The organism is Actinospica durhamensis (assembly GCF_018139695.1).
In the GTDB taxonomy this organism is placed as follows: domain Bacteria; phylum Actinomycetota; class Actinomycetes; order Streptomycetales; family Catenulisporaceae; genus Actinospica; species Actinospica durhamensis.
In genome coordinates this window covers 1-23,008 of sequence record NZ_JAGSOG010000133.1, presented here as the reverse complement: position 1 = coordinate 23,008, position 23,008 = coordinate 1, and the positions used below count along the sequence as shown (strand labels likewise).

Genomic DNA, 23,008 nt, shown 5'->3' with positions numbered 1-23,008 from the left:
CCCCCTCCCCCGTCCCCGCGGGCCAGGCCAGCATTGCGACGTCGGCGATGCGCTCCAGCTCGGCCCGATCGGCGCCGTCCGCCGCCTGCGTGTTCATGCCCTGAATCACCGCCGCGTAGAAGCTGCCGAGCGCATCGGAGTCAGTGTCCGGCGGGAGCAGCCCGGCCTCGACGTCCGTGGCGATCTTCGCGGCGATGGCCCGCTTCGCCGCCTCCCGGTATCCGCGCAGTTCCTCCTTCACGTCGGCGTCCGCCTCCGCGACGTTCATGGCACCGCTGATCACCAGGCAGCCGGGCGGGTGAGCAGGGTTCGTATACTCCGCCGCGGCCGCCCGCAGGACGCGCTCGACGGCCGCCCGGGCCGTGGGCTCCTGCTCCAGCGGCTGAGTCCCGTACCGGCCCCAGGTCAGCGCGTACTGGCGGACCGCTTCGCCGAACAGCTTCCGCTTGTCGCCGAACGCCGCGTAGAGGCTGGGCGGGCTGATCCCCATCGCCTTGGTCAGCATCGCGATCGACGTCGCCTCGTACCCGTAGCGCCAGAACTGGTCGAGGGCCTGTTCGAGCGCGGCCGCGCGGTCGAAGCCCCGCGGGCGCCCTCGAGTTGTCGTCGCAGTCATGGGGCCATTCTATAGCGCTCGCTAGAAAATGTGGTACGGTCCTTCAGTAGCGACCACTACAGAAATGGACGGAGAGCTGTCATGACGACGGACACCCAGCTTGGACCGCTTGCCGTGACGGTCCGGGGCGCCGGCCCCGGGCTGCTGCTGGCCCACGGCGCGGGCGGAGGCATCGAGGCGAACTACGGCCCGATCCTCGACGGGCTCGCGGCCGGACACACCGTCGTGGGCGCCGACTACCCGGGCAGCGGCGCCACCCCGCGGTTCGTCGGGCCGCTGTCAGAGGACGAACTCGCGGACCGGCTCGTCGAGGCCGCGGTCGCGAATGGGCTCGAGACCTTCGCCGTCTCAGGGTTCTCGCTCGGCGGCCCGATCGCGATCCGGATCGCGGCCCGCCACCCCGAGCGGGTCACGGCCCTGATCCTCACCGCGACCTTCGCGAAGGCGGACGCCCGCCTCGCCCTCTCGGCCCGGATCTGGTCCGAGATATATCAGGATCGGAACACCCTCCGGCTCGCCGAGTTCCTCACGCTCGTCGGCTTCAGCACCCGGGCCCTCGACGCGATCCCGGCCGGCGAGCTCGACGCGGCGCTCAAGGCCTTCGCGGAGTCGATCCCCGACGGCACGCCGGAGCACACGGAACTGGTCGGACGCATCGACGTCCGCGGCGACCTGGCCGGAATCACGGTCCCGACCCTCGTCGTCGTCACCGCCCAGGACGCCCTCGTCGACCCGACCCTCCAGCGCGAACTCGCGGGGGCCATCCCCGGCGCCCAGACGGCCGAGATCGCCACCGGCCACCTCCCCATGGCCGAGCGACCCGGCGCCTGGCTCGGCCTGATCACCGAATTCCTCGACCCCCACGAGTAAACGCCCCGCAAGCAACCCCGCAGAACCGAAGGCTTCTGACGACTCTTCACGGCTCCGAAAGGAAGACAACGACCATGCGTGCAGTCATCCAGCGGGAATTCGGCTCGCCCCAGGTCCTCGAACTCGCCGAGGTCCAGACGCCGACCCCGCTGCCCTCCGAGGTCCTCGTCCGCGTCCGCGCCGCCTCGATCAACCCGATCGACGCGATGGTCCGCTCCGGCGCGTTCCCGCTGCTCGGCGAACCGCCGTTCATCCTCGGCTGGGACGTCTCGGGAGTGGTCGAGCACGTCGTGCCCGGCGTCACCCGCTTCGAGGTCGGCGACGAGGTCTACGGCATGCCGTTCTTCCCCCGCGCGGCGGGCACCTTCGCCGAGTTCGTCGCGGTCCCGTCCCGGCAGCTGGCCAGAAAGCCGCGCAACCTCGACCACGCCGCGGCGGCCGCGCTGCCCATGGCCGGCCTCACCGCGTGGCACAGCCTGGTGGACACGGCGCACATCGAGGCCGGTCAGCGGGTCCTGATCCACGCCGGGGCGGGCGGCGTCGGGCACCTCGCGATCCAGATCGCCAAGGCCAGGGGCGCCTACGTCATCACCACGGCCAGCGCGGCCAAGCACGACTTCGTCCGCGAACTCGGCGCGCACGAGGCGATCGACTACCGCACGCAGGATTTCGCCGCGAAGACCCGGGCCCTCGACGTCGTGCTGGACACCGCCGGCGGCTACGGCGACGCGTCGATCGCCACCCTCAAGCCGAACGGCCTGTTCGTCACCATCGTCGAGCGCACCGATGCCGCGCTCAAGGCACGCGCCGAAGCAGCCGGACGCCGCTTCGCCGGCATCACCGTCGAGCCGGACCACGTCGGCCTCGAGCATCTGGCAGCGCTCGCCGAAGCGGGATCGCTGCGTCCGCACGTCCAGCAGACCGTCCCGTTCGAGCACGCCGCCGAGGCCCACGCACTGATCGAATCCGGCCGCACCGAAGGCAAGATCGTGCTCACCCTCTAGCCTCCAGCCTCCGTGGCCGATACTTAAGCGATCGCTTGACCGTCCGCCCTGCCGAGCCGATACTTAAGCACATGCCTAACCAAGGGGTCGCCTTCGACCAGATCTTCCAAGCCCTGGCCGACCCGACCCGCCGGGCCATGGTCGAGCGGCTGACCCGGGGCCCGGCCTCGGTGAGCGATCTGGCCAAGCCGTTCCCGATGTCGCTGCCCGCGGTGGTCCAGCACCTCCAGGTGCTGGAGCTCGCCGGGCTGGTGCGGTCGGAGAAGATCGGCCGGGTGCGGACCTGTCGGCTCGAGCCGGACGGCCTGCGCCGGGCCGAGGGCTGGATCGCCGCGCAGCGCACCGCATGGGAGGGCCCGCTCGATCGCCTCGGCGAATTCCTCGCCGCCGGCGCCGATGACTCCGCACACGCCGATCAGCAGAAGGGCCCCGCATCATGACCGAACGCTCCGTCACCCACAGCACCTTCACCCTCGAGCGCGTGTACGACGCGCCAGTCGAGCGGGTCTTCGCGGCCTGGGGCGATCCGAAGGCCAAGAACCGGTGGTTCGCCGCGGTCGCGGACGGCGAGGAGCCGACCATGGAGGTCGACTTCCGCGTCGGCGGCACCGAGCGGAACATCTACGTCAACGGGAAGGGCGGACCGACGTTCACCTACGAGGCCTGCTTCCGGGACATCGTGCCCAACGAACGCATCGTCCTGACGAACCACATGCACCGCGACGCGGACCGGATCGCGGTCAACCTGGTCAGCATCGAATTCGCGCCCGAAGGTGCCGGCACCCGCGTCACCCTGACCGACCACGGTGCCTACCTCGACGACTTCGACCGCGCAGACTGGCGCGAGCAGGGCACGGGCGAGGAACTGGACCGCCTGGCCGAGGAACTCAAGCGCTGAGGCGTGACACACACGAGGGTGCCGCCGCGGACCGCACACGCGGGCCGCGACGGCACCTCACTGTCCCGGGGCTGGAGCCGGGCCCGGGGCTGGGGTCACCTACCTCTGGTTCTACAGGATCGGCTGGCCCTGCAGGACCAGCGGAAACGTGTCCTGTTCATCGTTCGCCACGTCGTACCCGCCGACCACCACGAGTCCGTCGCAGGTGGAGAGCGCTGCGGACGGGTCGGTGCCGCCGCTGCCGACGTCGGGCAGGTTCAGCGACTGCCAGGTCCCGCCCTGGAGGATCTCGCCGTAGGGGTTCGGCTGGGTGCCCGACGGGTCGTAGCCGACGACGGCGAGGCCCTGCGGCGTGAGCGCGGCGCCGAGGAGCAGGGCATTGCCGGAGGGCTCCGGCAGGTGCGTCTGCCATGCGCGGCCGTCCCAGTGCTCGACGAGAGCGTGGCCGGGGTCGTCGCTGGTGAGGTAGGCCGCGCCCACCACGTAGACGCCGCCGGCTCCATCCGCCACGAGCGCGTTGAGTTCGCCGTACTGGCCGTACGCGCCGGTGACGCCGGCGCCGGGCAGTGCGACCTGCTGCCAGGTCGTGCCGTCGCCGTGGAGCAGGATCGGCTCGTCGGTGTCGTAGTCCACGCCCGCGGCCCACAGATCGTGCGGACCCTCGGCCGTGACGGCGTTGAGGACGACGCCGGAGGCGATGGCCGCGGGCAGGGCCGCGGCCTGCCAGGAGGCGCCGTTCCAGTGTTCGATCAGCGCGCTGATGGAGCCGCCGCTCTGCCCGTTGCCCACGGCCCACGCGTCATCCGGGCCGATCGTCGCGACGCCGAGCAGTTCGCCCGCGGTGTTCTCGCCGCTCGGCAGCGGCACGTCGATCTCGGTCCACGCCGTGCCGTCCCAGTGCTCGGTGAGCACCGACGCGGCACCCGGGGTACCGATGCCGTCGCCGGTCACCCACACGTCGTCGGGCCCGGCGGCGGAGATCGCGTTGGCGCGACTGGATCCGCTGATGGCCGGAGTCTGCACCGGCGTCCACGTACCCTGACTCGAGTCGCGGGCGAGGACCAGAGGCTTGAAGGAGACGCCCCCGCCCGCGTCGCTCATGGTGAAACCGGTGGCCCACAGCGTGTGCGGCCCCACGGAGGCGACCGCCAGGATGTTCGCGGCGCCGGCCGGGACGCCCTGCTCGACCCAGCCGCCGGAATCCGCGTGCGCCGGACTGCCGACGCACATCCCGGCCGCCAGCGGTCCGGCGACGGCGGCGGCCAGGGCGAAGCGGCGCGTGAAGCGCGTGCGGCGAGCACCGGAGTCCGGCGCGGAGTGTGCGGGGGGTGCGGAGATGGTCATGGGGAAGCTCACTCCTTCGTGGCGGCGACGGGCGCGGAGACGCTCACCGGCGCGCCGTATTCGGAGAACTTGATCGAGATCTGCTCGTCGGAACCGACCACGATGGAGTCGGGCGCGATGGTGACGGTGTAGTCGATGGCTGAGACCTGACCGTCAGCGGCACCCACGCTCGCCGTACCGGTCACGGTGTAGCCGAGCGTGGACGACGTGGCCGTCACCTGCGTCTTCCGGGTGAAGGTGAACTTCCACGTGTCGAGTTCGCCGGATCCGCTGCCGGTACGTCCCACGTACGTCGCCTGTCCGGCGGTTTCGAGCTGCTTGAGCGTGGCCGCCGGATCCTGCGTCAGGCTCGCGAGCGATACGCCCGCAGTCGAGGAGCAGGTGCTGACGAGCCACGGCGCGGTGAGAGTGGGCTGGGAGTAGCAGGTGTCGCCGATCCTGATCGACTGCGCGGTCTGGCCGCCGCCGAAGGCCTTCGTGTATCCACGCATGGTGGACGGGTCGAAGGCTCCTTCGCTGACCTCGGTGCGCGCCTTGGCGCCGGTCTGCCCGCCGGCCTTGCCGCCGGGCGCCGGGCTCGTCGCGGTGACGGTGAAGTGGAACGGGTTCGCATCGGTGCGTGCGGCGGCCAGCGAGAGCGCGATGGGGCTCGGGCTGGTGGCGGCGGGCGTACCGGACGCCGTGTCAGGTGACCTACCGGCCCCCGGCCCGGCCGAGACGAATGCGGCGAGCACAGCCGCGCCCGTCACGCCCACCGCGCAGCTCGTCGCGGAGCGGGCGCGGCGGCGCCTGCGGCCGCGGCTCACGAGTCGATCGATCGGCGCGGGTGCGCCCGGCCCGCGCTCGGCCACGTCGTGCAGCGCGACGGACAGGGCCCGTCCCTCGTCCTCGGTCATAACAGACTCCTGGTTTCTTCGAAGTAGGCGTCGAGGTGCTGGCGCAGACCGGCCAGCGCCTTCGCGTTCTGGCTCTTGACCGTGCCGACGGAGCAGCCGAGCACCTCGGCGACCTGCTTCTCGCTCAGGTCCTCGAAGTGCCGCAGCACCGCGACCGCGCGCTGCCCGGCGGGAAGGCGCATCAGGGCACGCCGCAGATCCACCGCGTGGTCCCGGCCCCCCGGCTCCTGCCGCCCGTCGGCGCCGCCGCCCGCCCGGCCAGCGGCCGCGCTCCCCGCCTCGGGCGCCACGTCGACCAGGTGCTCACGGCGCGACCGGCGCCACCGGCTGACGTTCCCGTTGGCCAGCATGCGTCGTACGTAGGCGTTCGGGTCGCCGATCGCGGACACGCGCCGCCAGCGGGAGTAGAGCTTCACCAGCGTGTCCTGGAGCAGTTCCTCCGCCGCGTGCTCGGTGCCGGTCAGCAGGTAGGCCACTCTCAGGTAGCGGTCCCAGTTCGCCGCGACGAAGGCCGCGTACTCGGTGTCGGTCATGCACCACACACGCGGTGCCGCCGGGAAAGGTTGTCGCCTGCGGCCAAATTCCTCGACGAGCGCGGATACTTCATGCCGCATACGGTAGATACTCCGCTTGAGCGGAGCAGCTGTAGCATGCGGACACGGGACTCGGCAGGGGCCGAGCATTCACGGGGTGGGGACTGTACATGGGGTCGTCGAACAGGGAATCGTCCGACATCGGGCCGTCGGTCATCGGGCTGGCGGGCGAGCGCAAGGGCAAGCGGTCGACCACGATCGCCCTCTCGATCGCCCTGCTGCTCAGCGCGGCGGCCACGATCATGGTGGCCGTCTTCCTGACGCACACGCAGAACGGTCTGCGGGTGTTCATGTCCGCACCGCTGTGCACGGGGGCGGCCGGTCCGACGTGTGTGCTGGCCGAGGCGGCGACCGTGACCGGCGTCGGCTCGGACACCACCGGCAAGTCGAACTACTACTGGGTGGACCTGAGCTGGCCCGGTTCGGGCGGCACGGTGCGAGCCGGTCTGACCGACGGCACCAGAGGCGTCTGGTCGCTGGTGAAGACCGGCGACTCGACGCTCGCGTACATCTGGCACGGCCACATCACCGTCGTCGACTACCAACTCCACAGTTCGTATACCGGCTACTACCCGGGCCGCGAGATTCCCGCGGAGGTGGGCAGCCTGTCGATGTGCATCGGCTTGTGCGTGGCCTTCCTGTTCTTCCTGTACGCCACGCGGATCCGCAGATTCAACAGGCTCGCGCAAATCCTCGGACTGGGGGCACTGAACACCGGGGTCATCCTGCTCGTGATATGCGCGATCACCCGTCCGATCGACTACACGCTGTTCCCCTCGGCGGCCGTGGCCGGCATCGGACTGGGGATCGGCATCGACTTCGCCAACGCCAGAATGAAACGCGCCGATCAGGCGAAGCGGCTTGCACAGGCGAAAGCGAGGCGGCTCGCGAGCGCGAAGGCGAAGGCGAAGGCGAAGGCGAAGTAGCATTCACCACGACTCGCGACGCGGGTGACGGTCGAGCGCCGTGCCCTCGCCTGGTTCTCGCAGGCACGGCGCCCGACCGTTGTCCGCAGCAGGCGCGGCTAGAGTCCGGCCGGCACCTTGTCCAGGAAGCCGTGCACGGCCTTGATCCGGCCGTCGTCATCGAGCACTGCGACATCGAAGCCGCCCACCAGCGACTCTCCGCCGGCCGGGCCGAGCTCCCAGGTGAACCGGGCGAGGTGGTGATGGGCGTCCACCGGGCCGAGGGTGAAGACGAAGTCCGCCGGAAACTGGCCCTGCACCGCGCCGACGGTGGCGTCGAGGGACGCGCGCCCGGCGCACCTGGCCAGCGGGTCGGTGTAGGTCCCGTCCTCGGACCACACCTGCTCGATCAGGGCCCGACGACGTTCGGTGTCCCGCTCGTTCCAGACCTCGATGTAGGCCTCGATCGTGGCGTTGATCTCTTCGATACGGTTGCCGTCCATAGTCGGTTCGTCCTCGTCCCATCGGTGTTCGTTCACTGATCTACCGGTGTTCCGGCTGATGAGAACGACGTTACGGAGCCGACGGCGCTGCGGAATCAGTCACGGATCAGTATTCGACCGCGTGCCCCCAGCGCCGAGCGTGAACTCGATCGCGGGCTTGTGGTGATACCCGGGTGACGTTGCTTTCGAGCCCGAAGGGAATTGGCCCGTGACCGACCATTCCATCACCCGGTACACCCGGTGATGCCCCCTCAGCTCGTCGCCCGGTCCTCGGACGGCGAGCTGATCGCGGCGTCACGCGAGCAGAGCGAGGTGTTCGCCGAGCTGTTCGACCGCCACTCCCGCGCCGTGTTCCGCTACGCGGCCCAGCGGCTCGGCACCCAGGCGGCCGAGGACGTGGTGGGCGAGACGTTCCTGGTGGCCTTTCAGCGCCGGGACCGGTTCGACCCGGCGTTCGGTGACGCGTGTCCGTGGCTGCTGGGCATCGCCACCAACCTGATCTCCCGGCGGCGCAGGACCGAGGCCGCCCATTATCGGGCCCTGCTGCGCACCCCGCGCGAGGTGCCGGCCGAGGAGACGGCCGAGCGGATTTCCGCGCGGGTCAGCGCGGCGGCGATGCGCCCGCGGCTGGCCGAGGCGCTCGCCACGCTGGCGGCCCGGGACCGCGACGTGCTGCTGCTGATCGGCTGGGCCGAACTGTCCTACGAGCAGACCGCGCTGGCCCTGGACATCCCGGTCGGCACGGTGCGCTCGCGGCTGAACCGGGCCCGGCGCAAGGTACGCGCCGCACTGGGCGAGACCAATCCCCTCGACGAGCAGGAGTGAATCCGATGGACGACATGCAGATCCTCGCCGAATTCGGCCGCGAGCTGGACCTCGCGCCGCCGGCCACCCTGGTGCGCCAGCGCAACCGCCTGCTGGAAGCCGTCGACAGTAACCGGGCGGTCCGTCGCTCATACCGCCGACCCCTGTTCGCCGGGGCGGCGGCGCTGCTCAGCGCCGCGGCGGTGCTCGCGGTGGCGCTTCCGACCGCACACCACGGGACGTCGGGCGCCTTGCACGTCGCGACCGACACCCCGACGGTCAGCGTCTCGTTGGCCGGCTGGTCGGTGAAGAGCGAGGCCGGCGGCAGCGTCGAAGTCGCTCTCAAGGAACTGACCGACGCCACCGAGCTGCGCCAGGCGCTGGCCCAGGCGAAGGTGCCGGCCCGGGTGTGGCTGGTGCCGACGAAGGTCGCGGATCCGAAGACGTTCGCGGCTCTTTCCGCACCGATCGTGGGCTGCCCGGTCGACTACGTCCAGATGAAGCGGATCGAGTCGACCACCGGCATCGTCGGCGTCAGCTTCGCCCGGAGCGACACACCCGGCGTGCTGTTCACCGTCACGCCGTCGAAGCTGCCCGAGGACACCGTGGTCAACATCGTCCTCTACACCCTCAACGGCGTGGAGAACGGCTACTACATCTCAGTGAGCAAGACCTCTGACAACGCCTGCACGCCCTACCAGAACTAGGTGACCGCCATGAAGAACGCGAACAAGCGAAAGCTGCGGATGACCGGTCTGGCCGCGGTATCGGCCGCGCTGGTCACGACCCTGCCCGCAGCCGCCCACGCCACCGCTGCCACCACCACGCCGTCGTCGTCGGCCTGGCGGACCTACCCGGTGCCGGTCAGCGGAGAGGCGACGTTCTCCAGCGTCGTCGCCCCCTCGCGCGACGATGCCTGGGCGGGCGGATTCACCATCGGCCCGACCGGCTTCGCGCCGGTGATGCTGCACTGGAACGGCCGCGGCTGGACGAAGGCGAGCGTGCCGACCACGAGCCGGATCGACGAGCTCAGCGCCACCGGCGCGAAGGACGTCTGGGCCATGACGGACGATCAGCCGCTGCACTGGAACGGCACGCGGTGGGCCACCGTCACACTCGCCACGGTGCCGAACATGAACCAGGGCGGGGCGTTGGCCGCCGACGGGCCGCGCGACGCCTGGTACCTCGGCGGCACTTTCGACCCGGAGACCGGAAACGCCGAGAACCTCATCGAGGAGTGGAACGGCCGAGCGTGGCAGATCCTCTCGCTGCCCAAGGCCCTGGCCGACGGCGCCGGCCTCGCCGCTATCGCCGCCGACGGGCCCGACGATGTCTGGGTGGCCGGGACCGCGACCGCCGCGACCGGCGCGCTCGTGCTCGCCCACTGGAACGGCCACACGTGGACGATCCTGCCCGCGCCGTCCACCGGATTCGCCTACACGAACCTCAGCGCGCTCGTCGTCGCGGGGCCGAAGGACGCATGGCTGGCCGGCTGGGGCGAGACGCAGGTCACCAAGGGCGGCGCCGACCGCGTCTCGCTGATCCTGCACTGGAACGGGAAGAAGTGGGCCCTGACGCCCACCCCGGCCGGAGACGGTGAACTCGACAACATCGCCGTGGGCGCCGGCGGGCCGTGGGCGGTCGGCGACACGTACCACGAGAGCGGCCTGCCCTACACCGCGTATGTACTGCGGTGGACGGGGACGAGGTGGACGAAGGTCGCCGTGCCCACCGTCGGAGACGCCAGCATCTCTGCCGTGGCTGCCATCCCCGGCGGCGGCGTCTGGGCGGTCGGCGACACCGCGAACGACAGCAGCGAGACCCCTGATCTCACGCCACTGATCGCCCAGCACACAGGGCGCTGAGTTTCAGACCGCGAGCGGCTCGGGCGTTCCGGGCCGCTCGCGGGTTTCCGGTGTCCAGTAGAGATATTGATCGGGCCAGATATTGATCGGGCCGCTCCCGTCACCCCGTCACCTCATCTCTTGCGTCACGGTCCACATCTCGCCGGCCGCGGTCGCTCCGGAAAATCCCGGCAGGTTCAGAACGCCGACCAGGTCGAGCGCGGCGCGTCTGCCGATCGCGGCGGTGGCGAGAGTGCGCTCGGGCCGCCAGTTCGTCGACCACAGCAGCCGCCGCGTCATCTGGGCCCAGCCGAGGACCGGGCCGGCCATCACCCACAGGTCGGGGTCGTCGCGGGTGAAGGCGACGGCCTGGCGCAGCCAGGAGGCGGCGGACTCCGGCCACGTGATCGTGCCGGTGACCGTACCCCCGGCCGCCTGCCAGGCCGCGGCGATCGCGTGCGCAGCGGCAGTCGCGTGGGGAAGCCGACCCGAGCCGATGGTCAGGCTTCGTGCCCCACGCGCGTGCGCCAAGCCCACGATCGCGCGCACCTCGGCCGCGGTCGCCGCGGTCGCCGCAGGATCCTTACCGTCGGCGGGAGTCAGCAGAATCGGCTGGCTCAGCAGCGGGCTCATCAGAGCATTCATGGCCCACCTTTGCTCATCAGAGCATTCATGGCCCACCCCTCCAGCCGGAACAGGGCTCACGCGGCGTCGTGGAAGATGAGCCCGAGCGTGTGCCGCTGCCCGGAGCGGACCACGGAGACACCGTGTCGTACCGGTGCGGCCGACCAGCCGCGGGTGGAGCGCACCGGCCGGTCCCTGGTGGTGAACAGGTATCCGTGGCCCAGCGGCAGCAGCGTGGCCGTTCCGCGCGACTGGGCCCGTGGCCGCTGCTCGAGCAGCAGGAACTCCCCGCCGGTGTGGTCGACGCCCGGCTCGTCGAGGTTGATCACCACCTGGAGCGGGAAGACGAGGTCGCCGTACAGGTCGCGGTGCAGCGCGTTCCAGTCTCCCGGGCCGTAGCGCAGCAGGATCGCCGTCGACTTGCGCTGTCCGGCCTCGTGGCACAACTCCAGCCACTCCCCCAGCGTGTCCGGCCACGGCGCCGGGCGGCCGAGCTTGCCCCACCAGTCGCGGGCGATCGGCAGCAGGCGCGGATACAGCGCCTGCTTGAGCTGCTCGATCGGTGCCGGATAAGGCGCGGCGAAGTACTTGTACTGTCCTTCGCCGAAGCGGTAGCGCCCCATCTCGACCGTGCTGCGGAACAGCTCGTTCCGGCCGTACAGTCCTCTGATCTCAGCGGCCTCATCGGCGGTGAGCAGCTGCGGGAGCAGGGCGCCACCGTACTCGCCGACCTCGGCGGACACCCGTCCCCAGTCCGCGGCGTCCACGCGCTCGCTCCAGGGGTCGCCGCGTCGCCCGGTCGTGGCGTGGTTCATGCCGTCGCCTCCAGGCTGAGCAGGGTGGTCTTGGCCTCGAGCCCGCCCACGTAGCCGCCCAGTGTGCCGTCGGTGCGCAGCACACGATGACACGGCACGACCACAGGCAGCGGATTGGTCGCGCAGGCGCTGCCGACCGCCCGTACCGCCCTGGGACTGCCGACGAGCTCGGCGACCTGCCCGTAGCTGCGCGTCTGCCCGTACTCGATCGTCGGCAGCCGGCTCTGCACCAGCTTCCGGAACCCGTGCGAGAGCGAGTGGTCCAGCGGCAGGTCGAACGTCGTGCGACGCCGCTCGAAGTACTCCTCGAGCTCCCGCGCGGCCTGGTCCAGCCGCCCGGGTGCGCGCAGGATCCGCGGGCTGATTTTGTCGGTCAGGGTCTGCAGCACCCGGTCGTGGTCCTCGCACTGGTACGCGACACGCACCAGGCCCTGCGGGGTGGCGGCCAGCAGCAAGCTCCCGACCGGGGAGTCGACAATCCGGTAGGCGACGTCGAGGAGATCCGCGGACTGCGCCGCCCGCTCCAGCCGACCGTGCAGCCGGGCCAGGGTCTCCGGGTCGACGGGAGCCGACAGCAGGCTCAGGACGTCCTCGTCAGAGCGATGGTCACTCATCGGGCTGCTCCTTTCGTCCTGGCGCCCGGATAGTTCCTACGCAGATTCTTCATGCCGTCGGCGGCGGCGCGGCGCGCGGCCTGCACCGAGCCGCCGAGGATCGCCGAGATCTCCTCGTACGGCATCCCGCCCAGATAGCGGAAGGTGATGGCCTGGCGCTGCTTGTCGGGCAGGCGCCCCACGGCCTCCCACACGTCCCCGTCCGGCCCGCCGGGCGCGGCCGGATCGCCCAGCAGGCCCGACGCGCCCGGCGCACCGCGTCCATCTGGTCCGCCTTCGGCCGCCGTCTCGGGCAGCATCTCCACCGGCACCGGATTGCGCCCGGACGCCCGCAGGAGGTCGATCGCCTTGCGCCGCGCGATCGTGACCAGCCACGCTTCGACGTTCGCCGTCTCCGGCAGGCCCGGGTAGGCGCGCATCGCGGACAGAAAGGTCTCCGACCAGGCATCCTCCGCGTCGTGCAGCGCCAGCAGCGCCCGGCACACGCGCAGCACCGTGGCGCCGTGCTGCGTGACCACGTTCTCGAACGGCTCTTTCATAATCTTCCCGGTGCAGACGGTTGAAGGCGGACGCGATGTACTGAGAAGACGTCCGAGGCCCCGCGAACGTGAGATCGAGCATGGGCCGCGCGCGGAGAATCTGCAAAATCAAGGGAACCGGACGGCCCCTCCGCCGGTGCTAGGGGTGTAACCGACGCGGCAGCCCGCACTGCCGGTCGAGGAAGAAGAGGAGGGGCATGGGGGACTCGCGAGACTTCACAGAGTTCGATGACTTCTACACGCAGACCTCGCGCAAGCTGATCGGCCAGGTCTACGCCTTCACGGGCAACCTCGGCGACGCCGAGGACGCCCTGCAGGAGGCTTACATCCGGGCGTGGCAGCAGTGGTCGACGATCCGAGAGTACGAGAGCCCGGAGGGCTGGGTCCGCTCGGTCGCCTGCCGGCTGTCGACCAACGCGTGGTGGAAGGCGAGGAACCGGCTCTCGGCGCATCGCCGCGCGGAAGCCCGCCGCGAACCGGTCCCGGATCTCGGCCCGGACCTGCTCGCTTTGATCAGCGCACTGAAGCTGCTGCCGGAGAAACAGCGCCAGGTGCTGGTGCTGCACTACGTGGCGGATCTGACGGTCGAACAGATCGCCGAGGAGGCCGGAACGGCGCCGGGAACGGTGAAGTCCCGACTCGCCCGCGGCCGCGCCGCACTGGCCCCGCTGGTCTCGGAGTTCAGCGACGAAGAGCCGGACCGGCCGCGCGAGAACACCAACCCGCCCGCCGCGGGTTCACCGCGAGCGGTGCTCGCCCCACGGAAACTGACGAGTTCGAAGGGATACCCCAATGTCTGAGCAGTTCGACCAGATCAGCGACTACGCACGGCAGGCGGCGGTACTGCCCGACGCCGAGTCACTTCGGGCCCGCAGCGCAGGGCGCCAGCGCCGCCGCCTGGTCGCCCAGAGCACCGGCGGGGTCGGCGCGGTCATGGCGGTCGCGGCGTTGATCGTGAGCTTCTCCGGCGGCTCGGCCCTACGCACCGTCAACACGGGAGTGGGGCTGTCGCCGGGCATCGCCTACGTCTGCTCGGACTCCTCGGGCAACCCCATCACCACCCAGCCCACGGTCAACAGCAACGGGCAGACCATGATCATCTGGCCGTCCGACTGCTCAACCGGCATCAACTCCATCTTCGACAGCCCCGCACCCAGCCCGCTCAACTGGGACATCCCCGCGCCGGTCCCGAGCGGGACGGCCTGGAACCTGGTCACGAAGACGACCGACCTGCCGCCCGGCGCCACCCTCACGCTCGAATTCGAGTACGGCGACTACTTCCTCGACGTACACGTCCCCGGCGCGAAGCAGCACGTGCTCTACAGCCTCGGCTACGACGGCCAGACGCAGGTAGTGCCGCTGCTGAGCCAACTGGGCTTCAAGAACATGACCCAGAACGTGGCCACAAGCCTGTGCGCGTTCATCGAATCGATGCCCCACGCCGTCATGGACGTCCGCGACGCGCACGGCCATTCCGTACTGAGCAAGCCGATCTCGCTCAACACGCCGCTGACCTTCATCGAAGCCCCCGACGCCTCGGCCTACCCGACCGGCCAGGAAGACGGCAAATTCAACGTAGCCTCCGCCTGCCCCAGCGACGTCCCAGGCGGCAAGTAGCAGCCAGCACCGCGCCGCCGGCTACCTGACGCCACTCGGCACCAGTTCCGCCGTGCCGCTCCGGATACCCGGGCGCGGCACGGCGGCTCAGCGTGCCGCGGCGATACGCATGACGCCACCCCATCGGCACGTCGCCTCCGGGTCTCGTGGCTTGGCCCTTGGCCGACCAACCACTCACGAAGCCCATGCCAATATGGTAGGCACTTGCTTCATGCCGGGAGCCGGGCGTTTCAATCCCACTATCCTGAGCGGATGCCACTCGTTGAGGTGACCTACGCGCCGACCGTATCCGAGGAGACTCTCACCAAGCTGGCCGATGCGCTGGCGCACAGGGTGTCGATCGCCGTGCAATGTACCGAGGAACCGTACGACGGAGACCTCCAGCCCGGCGATGTGGAGATTCGATTCCGCCGACTCGGGCCGCTTGACCGCAGCGGCCTCGACGTCGTCATCGAAGTCCGCTCCAAGTGGTTCGAGAGCCGTGCCCGCAATCGACAAGAGCGCGTCGACCGGCTTCACCGCGACGTCGCCGCCGCGACCGGACTGGAGAACTTCGGCATCTACCTGGCGCTGCCCATCGCCGCTTGGGCGCAGAGCGAATAGCGCCATCAGACCTTGTCCTGAGCTGCCGGCAATCAATCAGCTCACCCGGCTGCTGCCGGGATCGATACGCTGCTCAGATGCCGCTTCATCAGTACGCGTACTTCGCGCTGGCCAGCCGACACACCTCGGCAGCGGAGATGGCGGCCTTCCTGGGCATCGAGCCGGACGAGACCATGGTGCGGGCAAGCCGCCTCCTCACTCAGCCGCGAGCGATCCCGGCAAGCCACGCCTGGAAAGTCGTATGCCGCGATCCTGGCCTGCGCGTCGACGAGCAAGTCGCCCGCGTCATCGCGCGACTCGCGCCGCACACTGAGCGCATCGCCGCCCTCGTCGAGCGCCTGAAGGCCGAAGAAGACGGCGAATACGGCAGCGCCGTCCTGGAGATCGTGCGCTACTTCAACGATGACGAGGAAGGCCCCACCAGCGACGATGGCGTTCCCGCCTGGCGAACCTCGACAACCGAGAAGCCCAACATGTTCGGCTGGCACCTGGACCGCCACGTGCTCAACTTCCTGACCGCTACCGGGGCGGTGCTCGACGTCGACGAGTACGACATGTCCCCGGGCAACGACCCCCGCGACTGGGCGTAGGCGAGAAGGAGGATCGGCAAAGCCCAAGAAGTATTCGACGCAGTAGCCAGCCGTTAACGCCAAGCATTTGCTTCACTTGTTCATCAATGCATAGATGATCATCCGCACCCCTCCGCGCGGTCGACGCGGATCCCGCCGTGCGCCGAATCCGCAGGTAGGACGCGGATTGTCCGATGCACGCGCAGAATCTGCGAACCCCACGCCTCGGCGCCGCCTGCCCGGAACGGGCCCCACGCAGGGCACCTTCGACAGTGGCAAGACCGTGACGAAATCTCCATTGAGTCGAATTCTCATGAGACTTACGCTCCTCACCGCGACTCAACACTCATTCACTCGTGCCACGCGGCACGAGAGTCTTCAGGGGGATCCTTTGTCACGTCGGCTCTTGGCACCTTTGGCCGTTGCCGGCTCCTTCGGCCTCGCGCTCGTGCCGTCGCTCGCCTCGGCGTCCACGACGGCCATCGGATCGGCGGCGGGCGGTGCGGGCGTCGGGGCGGTCGCGCCGGCGCTTTCGGCACGCCCGGCGGCCTCCTCGTCGCAGGCGCCTTCGACCTCGGCGGTGGCGCCGCGGGTGCAGCACGTCCGGACCCACACGCAGCAGGCCACCGGACCCAACCCCGACCTCGGCGCCGGTGTCGGCTTCGGGTCCGCCAGCGCCTTCGGCCTCAACGTCTTGCCTCAGGTCAGCGGGTACACCACGCCCACCGGCAAGCTGAGCGTCTCCGTCGACTGGGGCGACGGGCAGAGCAGCAGCTACCAGAACGACCTGAACCACTCGTTCAGCCACGAGTACGCCGGACCCGGCACCTTCGCCGTCACGGTCACGGTGAGCGATGGCGAGGGCGATGTGTCGACCATCGCGCTCGGGGGGCAGCAGACCTGGGGCACCGAATACACGCCGTACGACCCTGTGCGCATCCTGGACACCCGCTACGGTCTCGGCGCGCCCGCCGCCCCGGTTCCGGCCGGTGGCACGCTCAAGCTCTCCGTGTTCGGAGCCGGGGCCTCCGACAAGCCGATTCCGTCGAACGCCGTCGCGGTCGTGCTCAACGTGACCGCGACCGACGAGTCGGCCAACGGCTTCCTGTCCGTCTACAACAACGAGACCAGCTACGGCGGGACGGTGTCCTGGCCCGGAACGTCCAACGTGAACTTCTCGGCCCACGAGAACCTGCCGAACCTGGTGGTCGTGCCGATCGGGCCGGACGGGCTGGTCGACTTCCGCAACGGTTCCTCCCGGGGCAGCACCGACATCGTGGCCGATATCGAGGGCTACTACACCGCCACCACGGCGAGCAGGTACGTCTCGATCAACCCGGCGCGCATCCTGGACACCCGCAAGGGCGTCGGGACCGGCGGCAAGGTCGCGAAGATCCCGGCGAACGGCAACATCACGCTGACCGTGGACGGCGCGAAGGGCTCGGGCATTCCCGGCTCGGGGGTGACGGCGCTGGCGATGAACCTGACCGCGGTCTCCGGCACGCGCAACGGCGTGATCACGGCCTACCCGGACGGCCAGACGCTGCCGGCGGTCTCGAACCTGAACTACCCGGCCGGCGGCACCGCCGCAAACCTGGCGATGGTGCCGGTCGGCACCGGCGGGAAGATCGTGCTGCACAACAACAGTGCCGGCGCGGTGGACCTGATCGTCGACGCCTTCGGCTACTACACGACCGCGGCAGTCACCGGGGCCAGCGCGTTCGAGCCGTACACGGTCCCCTTCCGCTACATGGACACGCGCGAGGGCAAGTGGACCCTGCCGGCCGACCAGCCGTACGAGGTGGGCGGATCCTACGCGTCGACGGTGACGGGCCTGCTGTTCAACGCGACGGTCACGCAGCCGTCGGGCAACGGCTTCCTCTCGCTCTACCCGTACGACCCGAAGACCCCGCGCGCGATCCCCGCGACCTCCAACGTCAACTTCCTGACCGGCCAGACCGTGTCGAACCTGTCCATCGCCACACTCAGCCCCGTCCCCGACACCAGCTCCCAGCCGCCGACCTACAACTTCGGCCTCTACCTCGGCGGCCACGGTGCGGCCTACATCATCCTCGACGAGTTCGGGCAGTTCCAGAGCAAGTGATCGATAATCGTCCGGGCCGGATCCCGACCGGGATCCGGCCCGGACGATCGCCGACAGAAATCTTGCAGAGCCGGAAGGAGTCTCGTCTCCTCTCGGCTCCGCGGCCTAGCCACCAGCCGTCCCACTTGCCGTCGGCGAGGTTAATCGCGGTGACGGGATAGAGGTGGGCGGTTGAGTACCCCATCTGCTCCCAGTTAACCTGTGTGCCGCCGACGAGCACGGGGTACTTTCCGTTGTCGGCGTTGACCGCGTAGATCCCTTCGACGGTGAACGTGTCCGGGACTCCGACCAGTTCTGCGCCGGTGATGTGCAGGCTGTGGGTCGGCGAGAGGGGATAGCCGAAGTACAGCACCTCGCCGACCGTGCAGATGTTGGCGATCGTGCCGGAGGCCCCGTCGTCCGGTTCCATGTACGACGCGTCGTTCAGGTAGCCGTGGACGAGCCATGTGGTCAGGCCAATGGCGAGGCAGACGGCGGCTGCCGCCGCGAGTTCGACAAGTCTGCGTGTACGACGCTGCACCGGGCTGGCCTTCCGTCAGTTGGAGTAGATGATCGTCGCGCCGCTCGACTGAGCAGGCCACGCGCTCGCGCCGAACAGGTAGTGGGGGATCGAGGAGTTGCCGTCCATCTTCCAGGTGTACGTGACGGAGCTCGAGTGGGACGTGTTCGCGGTGAGGCTGATGCCGTCGATGCTGACCCCGCCCCCGGGCAAAGGCCTTGGACTCTCCCCTGCTCAAGCCCGACTGCTTCGTCCACCGCTAGGTCTACACGCGTACGTACACTCAATGCAGTGATTTAGTGACTCAAAGAGGCCATGACAAGGATCGCTCCGGCTCGATGTATCAGTGGTGAGATTCGTGCCTCGGCGAGCGCGCATGCCTCTTCGCGAAAGGAAGTCGGAGAGCCCCGCACCACACCGCTGCATCCTGACCTGGTGGCATCAGTGCCCTGTGTCACACCCGTCTGACCAACTGGCTGAGCTCAGGCACGCCGCCGGCCGAGGTCTCCGAGTGAGCGGGCAACAGCGTCCCCGTGCTGTCGGCCACGGAACCGGAGCCTGACAGGGGCGGCGGGAGTGCGCAGAACTTCAATGCGTATTCAACGTAGCCACCCGGATTCAACCGTCAACGGCCGGAGCCCGCCGAAGCGCTCGGGTGAACTCGGTTCCACACGCCATCGCCCGGCCGTGTGCACTCAACTATCAGTTGCTTGCTATGGCCTGGCTCTGGCCGATGTCGTGTCGGCATTCTCCGTCGGCCTATCAGCTCGTGGGCTGGGTCGTGTCCGCCCGCGTCCGCGACGATACGGATGATGCCCGGCCAGCCGTGAGAGTCCGCCGAGCCGCCGATCTGCAGCACATCCGTGTCTCCGCTTACACCCCCGACGGCTGGTGTCTGGCCGAATAGGACGCCGGTGCGCCAAAAACGTCAAGGGACACCCTCCGCAAATCATGCCGAACGCTGCGAATAGTCGGGTTCGATTCGTCTTCCCCGACCCCCACATCCGCACGCTCGCGCAGGAACTCCATCTGCCCGATAACGATTACGTCTGTACGCCTGCGCAATACGATCCTCGACCGCAATCGTGCCGAGGCCACCCGCGATTGGGCTCTACGCGCGTCGTCACCGCCGCACGCACTCACGCGAGCCGAGAGAGCTCGTCGCAGTCTGGGCCTCCCAAAGTGCCGGGACCAGCTCAAGCCTCAAGCCGGCCGCATTCGCGGCCTTGCGCAGAATCTCGCGCCCGGTCCCGAACACGCGCACCTGCCAGCACATCCGCACCGGCCTCAGCGTCCGCACGGCCTCGGCTCCCTCCGCGGTCCTCACCCACGGGCGCAGCATCTCGTGGTCGACCCCGGGACCCCGCTCGCCATTCGTTCGCAAGCCTCGGGAAACGGTTGAATCCGCCTGACGTCTACCCGCGGCGGCATCAGCCACCGATATCGTGGTTCCACGGATGGCTTCTGACCGCCACCGAAGGGAGGGGAGGCCCGGGTGAAGAACATAGTCCCGCGTGAGTGCGTGGCGGCGCTGCTCGATAGGGAGTGCGCCGATCCCAAACTGAGTGCCTCGACCGAAGCCGAGCCAGATCTGTTGAACCTGGAGATCCTCGGCGTCGGAGCGGTGCGGCTTCCGGTCACCCCGTCCCAGGTCCGCAAGCTGCGCAACCTCGGCACGCCAGCCCGATTCGGCCGTGGCACCGAGACACTCACTGACATCTCAGTACGCGATACCTGGGAGGTCCCGAAGGACACAGTGGCCCTCCGTTTCGGCGATGGACTCCCGGCGCTCCTCGATGCGCTCCGCGCGGAGTTGGGCCTGCCGTCCTCATGCACGCTTCGCCCCGAACTGCACTCGATGCTCGTCTACGGGCGGGGTCAGTTCTTCCTGCCCCACCAGGATTCCGAGAAGCACAACGCGATGATCGGCACGCTGGTGGTCACGCTTCCGTCCCGGCACACCGGAGGCGAACTGGTCATCGGGCGGGGCGAGGCTACGGCCGAGTATCGCGGCTCGGCCTCGAATCTGGTTCTGACCGCGTTCTACGCCGACTGCCGGCACGAGGTCCGACCAGTTAAATCCGGCCACCGTATCGCGCTCACCTTCAACCTGCTCCTTGACGGTGCGAGCACGCCGCCGCCCGACCCGAGCGCCGCCACCGTGACGGAATTGGCCCGGCATCTGCGCGAGCACTTCTCAGCACCTGTGAGGCGGATCTTCTCCCGCGGGCCCGCTACCCCACCTTCCCGGCTGGTCTACCTTCTCGATCACGAGTACACCGAGCGAGGCCTGAGCTGGGCCAGGCTCAAGGGTGGGGATGCCACCAAGGCCTCGCTACTGCGCGCCGCGGCCGAAACCGCCGACTGTCGCGTCATGTTGGCTCTGGGCGAGATCCAGGAGACCTGGGATGCCTACCCGACCGACGAAGAAGACGACTGGTACGACGGCCCGTACGACGATGAGGATAACGAGAACGATGACGACGACGATCCTGATACCGCCGACGACACCGACTGCAGTTACCAACTGAACGACCTCGTCGAGAGTGCGACACGGCTGGCGCACTGGACCGATCCAGACACCGGATACACCGAGCAGATCACGTTGGAGGTGGACGAGACCGAACTGTGCGCTGGGACCACGAACAGCGCGCTGACGCCCTATGAGCAGCAGTACGAGGGTTTCATGGGGAACTATGGCAACACTCTTGATCGCTGGTATCGACGCGCCGCGCTCGTCCTTTTCCCCGCTGCGCGCGAGTTCGCCAACCGCGCCGAGTCATCCCCGGCCTGGGCGCTGACGCACATCGACGAGCGGGCTCGAACCGGAGACCTGGCCGGTGCCCAGGCGGATGCGGCCGACCTCGCGCCATTCTGGGCCGCCTCGATCAGTGAGAATCCACAGCCGGAAGCGCTCGTCAGAGCGCTGCACACCGCACACGCCCTCGACGACCCGACCACCGCGAATCTGCTCCTGAGCCCCTTTCGCGCCGAGCAACTATCAGCTTCGGCCGGGACACCACTCGCCTGCCTGGCCGAACAGCACGATGCCGACTGGATCGCCACGCTGCTGCGTGGATGGTTCAGCTCGGACGCCACCCGCGCATTCGAATACGCGCACACATCCTGTAGCCAGGAGTTGGAGTGGTACGCCGCCGTGCCGGACTTGTGTACGGCTCTGCACGGCGGCACGGCCGACGGGGCCGCTCAACTCTTGACGGACCTGGCGTGGAAACGGCTACACAGCAGAGCCGACGGCCTGTCAGCCCTCGCCGCTCCCAGCCGACGACTGGCCGCGCTCATCGAACTCGGGGCACCGCTCGCCTTCCTGCTGACGGCAGTGGAAGCTCAGGGCCCCGAAAATCTCACTCGGCAGATCACACGACGACTCAGCAGCTCGGACGAGGACACGACCGTCTGGGCGCGCTCCGCCCTACACGCGGCCGAGGCGCTGCCCGGACACGGGCGAGGCGGCAGTGCCTTCGCGGCTCTCGCGGCCGATTACGGCGGTCAGTTGCGCGAGCGGCTTGCACGACCGGCCCGAACCGAGGACGACTGGTCGATCGCAGCGCCCGCGGACTGTACCTGCGAGCTCTGCGAAGTACTCTCCGCATTTCTGCTCGACCCGTTCCGTCGTGTGTACGAATGGCCGCTTGCCGAGCGCAGCCGCCGACACATTCACGCCCGCATCGACAAGTACGAGCTGCCAGTCAGTCACCAGACCCGCCGCCAAGGCCGCCCGTACACGCTCGTGCTTGCCAAGCAGAACACCCTCTTCCATAGCGAGCGCACCGCACGAGCCCAGGACGAAGCGGACCTGCGCTGGCTCGCCGTCACCTGGCCGGATGAAGTCACTCACCCATAGCTTCGAGAAACGGGCGTTTCCCCTGAGGTGTGGACACCTGGACACTAGATCTTGAGGATCTGGGAGAACGGAGTCCTCGTGGGGATGAAGCACTACCCGCCGCAGTTCAAGGCCGATGCGGTGGCGTTGTATCACTCGAGGCCGGGTGCGTCTGCGGCGCAGGTCGCGCGGGACCCGGGGATCTATCCGGCGATGCTGCTGGCGTGGATCAAGGCGGCGGACGGGCCAGGTGAAGGCGTTCGCGATGCTGTGGAGCCCGAGCCGTCGGCGGCCTCCTCTGTCGAGGCGGAGAACCGGGCGCTGCGCCGGCGGGTGGCCGAGCTCGAGGAGGAGCGCGAGATCCTGCGCCAGGCGGCGAAGTATTTCGCGGGCGAGACGAAGTGGTGAGGAGCCGTAAGGGAATTACTGCCGGGTTCGGCCGTGCGTCGATGATTGCCGTGGTATACGGGCTTTCATGGGGATATCGGATGAGGTCCAGGCGCTGCTGGACGTGAAGTTCGCCGCGCTGCTCCCGCACCTGGATCGCGAGCGCTGGATCGATGTTGAGCCGCGCCACTGTCGGGAGCGCTGCGCGCAGCATGGCGGTTGCGTGTCCTTGACCTCGTGCCGAAGGGCGAATGTCATACCCCACGTGGCCGAAGCGAGCCGCCGGGCCCTTAGCACGGTGCCAGATGGAGATCCGGCCAACGTAGACCGGGCCGAGGGTCTGGCCGGTCAGTAGCCGATCCCACCGACCTCAAATCTCAAGCTCAGGTCCCTCTCTGACAGCCTCGGCTGAGACACCCGGTTTATCGGGTTAGTCTAGATGGGCGAGACAGGAGCACCCCCGGCATGGCCAGCACGACCGATCACGAGCACGACCCGGCGCCGCGCCCGAAGCGT

The 23,008-nt window shown here is 69.1% G+C and carries 26 protein-coding genes; 15 read left to right on the top strand and 11 right to left on the bottom strand.

Translation table 11 applies throughout. From position 1 onward, the window contains the following. Positions 1–616, bottom strand: a 616-nt coding sequence (locus KDL01_RS23595; RefSeq protein ID WP_212530763.1) for a TetR/AcrR family transcriptional regulator, incomplete at its 3' end; no start/stop codon positions are given. An 81-nt stretch (positions 617–697) separates the two neighbouring features. Between KDL01_RS23595 and KDL01_RS23590 the strand changes: the two genes are divergently transcribed. The 4 genes from KDL01_RS23590 to KDL01_RS23575 all read left to right on the top strand — a co-directional run bounded on the left by KDL01_RS23590 (position 698) and on the right by KDL01_RS23575 (position 3,388). Further along, positions 698–1,486, top strand: coding sequence for an alpha/beta fold hydrolase (locus tag KDL01_RS23590; protein WP_212530762.1), 789 nt, complete (start codon positions 698–700; stop codon positions 1,484–1,486). Positions 1,487–1,560: 74 nt separating this feature from the next. Beyond that, complete coding sequence (locus KDL01_RS23585) at positions 1,561–2,490, top strand: NADP-dependent oxidoreductase (protein WP_212530761.1); 930 nt, start codon at positions 1,561–1,563, stop codon at positions 2,488–2,490. Between the two features lie 71 nt (positions 2,491–2,561). After that, positions 2,562–2,930, top strand: coding sequence for an ArsR/SmtB family transcription factor (locus KDL01_RS23580; RefSeq protein WP_212530760.1), 369 nt, complete (start codon positions 2,562–2,564; stop codon positions 2,928–2,930). Beyond that, positions 2,927–3,388, top strand: coding sequence for an SRPBCC family protein (locus KDL01_RS23575; RefSeq protein ID WP_212530759.1), 462 nt, complete (start codon positions 2,927–2,929; stop codon positions 3,386–3,388). Before KDL01_RS23580 ends, KDL01_RS23575 begins: the two co-directional genes overlap by 4 nt. Before the next feature lie 111 nt (positions 3,389–3,499). Here KDL01_RS23575 and KDL01_RS23570 read toward each other — a convergent pair whose 3' ends face one another. Genes KDL01_RS23570 through KDL01_RS23560 form a run of 3 tightly spaced genes read right to left on the bottom strand, consistent with a single transcriptional unit; the run spans position 3,500 to position 6,161 of the window. Continuing rightward, entirely contained in the window at positions 3,500–4,732 is a 1,233-nt protein-coding gene (locus tag KDL01_RS23570; protein WP_212530758.1) for a hypothetical protein, read from the bottom strand. 8 nt (positions 4,733–4,740) lie between these two features. After that, positions 4,741–5,628, bottom strand: coding sequence for a hypothetical protein (locus tag KDL01_RS23565; RefSeq protein ID WP_212530757.1), 888 nt, complete (start codon positions 5,626–5,628; stop codon positions 4,741–4,743). Continuing rightward, positions 5,625–6,161 (bottom strand): SigE family RNA polymerase sigma factor, encoded by a 537-nt coding sequence (locus KDL01_RS23560; protein WP_212530756.1) that lies wholly within the window; start codon positions 6,159–6,161, stop codon positions 5,625–5,627. The genes KDL01_RS23565 and KDL01_RS23560 overlap by 4 nt, the downstream gene beginning before the upstream one ends. A 170-nt stretch (positions 6,162–6,331) precedes the next feature. Here KDL01_RS23560 and KDL01_RS23555 point away from each other — a divergent pair, with 170 nt between their 5' ends. Next, on the top strand, positions 6,332–7,147 hold the full coding sequence (locus KDL01_RS23555; RefSeq protein ID WP_212530755.1) for a hypothetical protein: 816 nt from the start codon (positions 6,332–6,334) through the stop codon (positions 7,145–7,147). Between the two features lie 98 nt (positions 7,148–7,245). On the opposite strand, the gene KDL01_RS23550 is transcribed toward KDL01_RS23555, so the two are convergent. Next, positions 7,246–7,629 (bottom strand): nuclear transport factor 2 family protein, encoded by a 384-nt coding sequence (locus tag KDL01_RS23550; RefSeq protein WP_212530754.1) that lies wholly within the window; start codon positions 7,627–7,629, stop codon positions 7,246–7,248. A 243-nt stretch (positions 7,630–7,872) separates the two neighbouring features. On the opposite strand from KDL01_RS23550, the gene KDL01_RS23545 reads away from it, so the two are divergent. From KDL01_RS23545 to KDL01_RS23535, 3 genes are read left to right on the top strand one after another with little or no spacing between them, the layout of a single operon-like run. Further along, on the top strand, positions 7,873–8,454 hold the full coding sequence (locus tag KDL01_RS23545) for an RNA polymerase sigma factor (protein ID WP_212530753.1): 582 nt from the start codon (positions 7,873–7,875) through the stop codon (positions 8,452–8,454). 5 nt (positions 8,455–8,459) lie between these two features. Continuing rightward, positions 8,460–9,140 (top strand): hypothetical protein, encoded by a 681-nt coding sequence (locus KDL01_RS23540; RefSeq protein WP_212530752.1) that lies wholly within the window; start codon positions 8,460–8,462, stop codon positions 9,138–9,140. Beyond that, positions 9,141–10,298, top strand: coding sequence for a hypothetical protein (locus KDL01_RS23535; RefSeq protein ID WP_212530751.1), 1,158 nt, complete (start codon positions 9,141–9,143; stop codon positions 10,296–10,298). A gap of 108 nt (positions 10,299–10,406) precedes the next feature. Here KDL01_RS23535 and KDL01_RS23530 read toward each other — a convergent pair whose 3' ends face one another. The 4 genes from KDL01_RS23530 to KDL01_RS23515 are packed head-to-tail and all read right to left on the bottom strand — an operon-like array spanning position 10,407 to position 12,869. Then, the gene (locus tag KDL01_RS23530; protein WP_212530750.1) at positions 10,407–10,922 is read right to left on the bottom strand and encodes a hypothetical protein; all 516 of its coding nucleotides are present in this window, start codon (positions 10,920–10,922) and stop codon (positions 10,407–10,409) included. A 56-nt stretch (positions 10,923–10,978) separates the two neighbouring features. After that, complete coding sequence (locus KDL01_RS23525) at positions 10,979–11,716, bottom strand: 2OG-Fe(II) oxygenase (protein ID WP_212530749.1); 738 nt, start codon at positions 11,714–11,716, stop codon at positions 10,979–10,981. Continuing rightward, positions 11,713–12,330, bottom strand: a complete 618-nt coding sequence (locus tag KDL01_RS23520; RefSeq protein ID WP_212530748.1) for a methylated-DNA--[protein]-cysteine S-methyltransferase — start codon at positions 12,328–12,330, stop codon at positions 11,713–11,715. Before KDL01_RS23520 ends, KDL01_RS23525 begins: the two co-directional genes overlap by 4 nt. Next, the gene (locus tag KDL01_RS23515) at positions 12,327–12,869 is read right to left on the bottom strand and encodes an RNA polymerase sigma factor (protein WP_212530747.1); all 543 of its coding nucleotides are present in this window, start codon (positions 12,867–12,869) and stop codon (positions 12,327–12,329) included. The genes KDL01_RS23520 and KDL01_RS23515 overlap by 4 nt, the downstream gene beginning before the upstream one ends. 197 nt (positions 12,870–13,066) lie before the next feature. On the opposite strand from KDL01_RS23515, the gene KDL01_RS23510 reads away from it, so the two are divergent. From KDL01_RS23510 to KDL01_RS23490, 5 genes are all read left to right on the top strand, one after another. Then, on the top strand, positions 13,067–13,669 hold the full coding sequence (locus KDL01_RS23510; RefSeq protein WP_212530746.1) for a SigE family RNA polymerase sigma factor: 603 nt from the start codon (positions 13,067–13,069) through the stop codon (positions 13,667–13,669). Further along, a complete protein-coding gene (locus tag KDL01_RS23505) occupies positions 13,662–14,486 on the top strand; it encodes a hypothetical protein (protein ID WP_212530745.1) in 825 nt (274 codons plus the stop codon). The genes KDL01_RS23510 and KDL01_RS23505 overlap by 8 nt, the downstream gene beginning before the upstream one ends. Positions 14,487–14,738: 252 nt before the next feature. Continuing rightward, positions 14,739–15,089, top strand: a complete 351-nt coding sequence (locus KDL01_RS23500) for a hypothetical protein (protein WP_212530744.1) — start codon at positions 14,739–14,741, stop codon at positions 15,087–15,089. Positions 15,090–15,166: 77 nt separating this feature from the next. Then, positions 15,167–15,679, top strand: a complete 513-nt coding sequence (locus KDL01_RS23495; RefSeq protein ID WP_212530743.1) for a DUF4279 domain-containing protein — start codon at positions 15,167–15,169, stop codon at positions 15,677–15,679. 385 nt (positions 15,680–16,064) lie between these two features. After that, a complete protein-coding gene (locus tag KDL01_RS23490; protein WP_212530742.1) occupies positions 16,065–17,762 on the top strand; it encodes a PKD domain-containing protein in 1,698 nt (565 codons plus the stop codon). On the opposite strand, the gene KDL01_RS23485 is transcribed toward KDL01_RS23490, so the two are convergent. Then, the gene (locus KDL01_RS23485) at positions 17,725–18,282 is read right to left on the bottom strand and encodes a hypothetical protein (RefSeq protein ID WP_212530741.1); all 558 of its coding nucleotides are present in this window, start codon (positions 18,280–18,282) and stop codon (positions 17,725–17,727) included. The genes KDL01_RS23490 and KDL01_RS23485 overlap by 38 nt on opposite strands. A gap of 15 nt (positions 18,283–18,297) precedes the next feature. Then, positions 18,298–18,474 carry a hypothetical protein gene (locus KDL01_RS23480; protein ID WP_212530740.1) on the bottom strand — a complete coding sequence of 59 codons (177 nt, stop codon included), beginning with the start codon at positions 18,472–18,474 and terminating at the stop codon, positions 18,298–18,300. A gap of 1,282 nt (positions 18,475–19,756) precedes the next feature. On the opposite strand from KDL01_RS23480, the gene KDL01_RS23475 reads away from it, so the two are divergent. Continuing rightward, positions 19,757–22,126 (top strand): 2OG-Fe(II) oxygenase, encoded by a 2,370-nt coding sequence (locus KDL01_RS23475; protein ID WP_212530739.1) that lies wholly within the window; start codon positions 19,757–19,759, stop codon positions 22,124–22,126. An 84-nt stretch (positions 22,127–22,210) separates the two neighbouring features. Then, positions 22,211–22,513 carry a transposase gene (locus KDL01_RS23470; protein WP_212530738.1) on the top strand — a complete coding sequence of 101 codons (303 nt, stop codon included), beginning with the start codon at positions 22,211–22,213 and terminating at the stop codon, positions 22,511–22,513. The last annotated feature ends 495 nt before the right edge of the window (positions 22,514–23,008 follow it).